The sequence below is a fragment of the Inquilinus limosus MP06 genome, assembly GCF_000767795.1.
GTDB classification, from domain to species: Bacteria; Pseudomonadota; Alphaproteobacteria; order DSM-16000; family Inquilinaceae; genus Inquilinus; species Inquilinus limosus_E.
This window is the reverse complement of record NZ_JANX01001012.1, coordinates 1-1,176: the sequence shown is the minus strand read 5'-3', so window position 1 is coordinate 1,176 and position 1,176 is coordinate 1. Positions and strand designations below refer to the sequence as shown.

Sequence of the window (1,176 nt, the reverse complement as noted above, 5' to 3'; positions counted from 1 at the left end):
GGGACGCGGCGGCTTCCGGCAGCATGGCGCGGATCGACGCCTCCAGCGCCGCCGCCCCGTCCTCGCCCAGCCCGGCCAGGCTGCCGGGATCGAGCTCCACCACCAGCCCGGCGGCGCGGACCCGGCAGCGCACCGTGCGCGGCTTCAGGCGGCTGGCCACCAGCTGCTCGACCGCATCGATGGTGCGCAGCATCTCGGGCTCGATCGGGATCAGGGTCTCGACCCGGCTCGACAGGCAGGGCGAGGACGGCAGCTCGGCCAGGTCGCCGAGGCCGAGATCGCGCGCCAGGGCCCGCAGCCCGGCCTTGCCGATGCCGGCCTCGACATAGGGGTGGTGCACGCCATGCTCGCGCGCCGCGTCGAGCCCCGGCCGGTACTCGCCGAGATCGTCCAGGTTGGTGCCGGAGACGATGGTGCCGGCGACCCGCCCGGCGATCGCGCCGTACAGGTTGGTCTTGCAGAAATAGCAACGGTTCACCGGGTTCTCGCGATAGCGCGGATCGGCGAACTCGCCGGCGTCGAGCACCGTCAGGGCCCAGCCCTCGCGCCCGGCCCAGTCGCGCACCCGCGCCGTGGCCAGCGGCGGCACCGCCGGGGAGACGGCATGGACCATGGTCACGGCCTCGGGGCGCCGGCGATGCGCCAGCACCGCCAGGGTCATGCTGTCGACGCCGCCGCTGACCGCCACCGCGATCGGGCCGAGCCCGTCCAGCACGCCCTCGAGCCGCATCCGATCCGCGCTCATGACTCTTCCACCGCATCCTCCGCCGCCCGCCGCCGGGCCTTGCGCGCTTTGTGCCCGTCCAGGTCGGCCACGTCATCCGCCTCGGCCTTGGCCGTGCGTCCGCCGGGCCGGTCGACCGCCTTGACCCGCACCGTGCGGTCCCCGGCCGCGACCTCGACGACGCGCCGCGGCAGCACCGCCCGGGACTGAACGCCATAACGCAGGCCGATGGTCGTGGTCTCGCTGAAGCATAGCCGCAGCACCTCGTCCCGCGCCTCCGGCCGCGCCAGCAGGCGGAGATGCGCCATCATCCGCCCCTTCTTGCCGAAGACCGGGGCCTGGACCGCGTCCAGCACCGCCGGATGCGCCCGCAGCCGGTCCAGCGCCAGCGCCAGCTCCTCGCCCGACTGGTCGTCGATCTCGCACTCCACCACCAGAACGGAGTCCATCTC

2 protein-coding genes are annotated in these 1,176 nt (G+C 74.2%); both read right to left on the bottom strand.

The features are described from left to right. Window positions 1–745 (bottom strand): ATP-dependent sacrificial sulfur transferase LarE (gene larE, locus P409_RS34825; RefSeq protein ID WP_202964912.1); only part of this gene is annotated, 745 nt, incomplete at its 3' end. After that, window positions 742–1,176, bottom strand: a 435-nt coding sequence (larC2, locus tag P409_RS34820) for a nickel pincer cofactor biosynthesis protein LarC2 (RefSeq protein ID WP_034849544.1), incomplete at its 5' end; no start/stop codon positions are given. The genes larC2 and larE, both read right to left, overlap by 4 nt.